The organism is Sphingopyxis sp. BSNA05 (assembly GCF_013265645.1).
Taxonomy (GTDB): domain Bacteria; phylum Pseudomonadota; class Alphaproteobacteria; order Sphingomonadales; family Sphingomonadaceae; genus Parasphingorhabdus.
In genome coordinates, this window is sequence record NZ_PYIA01000047.1 from 1 (window position 1) to 514 (window position 514).

Consider the following 514-nt stretch of genomic DNA (forward strand, 5'->3'; position numbering starts at 1 on the left):
GCTGGAGAAAGCGCTCATCGGCCAAATCCCAACCAGCAGCCTTGTAGATAGCCTTGATCGAGCGTTCATGTGCATCGCCGAGGCCGAGTGGCGAATAGCTGGTCACGCCGTAAAAAAGTTGCACCAGTCTTTTGCCAGCCTGCAATTCTGCCTGGACATGGCTCCATTCGGCAGATTGCTGGGCGAGCTTGGGCAGAAACCGCGCGCTCTTGGATTGGCTGAGACTGGTCGAGCACGACAGGGATAAGTGACGCTTCAGACGCGCCTCGCGGTCGGATAGACTAAGCAAGCATGGTCGCAGCGGCAGGGAAGACTCACTTCGTCGTGTTAAAACCACAGTCAGCCGTAGGTCCACCAGGACGTATTCCCACGGGCGCCATTACTTTCTGGGCATTGGTCCCGAGACAGTACGAACGGCTAAGCCCACAACTTGTCCAGCCTTAGGTCTGAGGATTCGTGGAAGAAGACTACGGCTAACAGAACCTGGGTACAACCTGACTCTGGTGTGGACGAC

Annotated in this window: 1 protein-coding gene; it reads right to left on the minus strand. The window is 56.4% G+C overall.

The genetic code is table 11. From position 1 onward, the window contains the following. Nucleotides 1–289: DUF5934 domain-containing protein (locus tag C8024_RS05145; protein WP_254305587.1), on the minus strand; the 289-nt coding region annotated here is incomplete at its 3' end. Nucleotides 290–514: the final 225 nt, after the last annotated feature.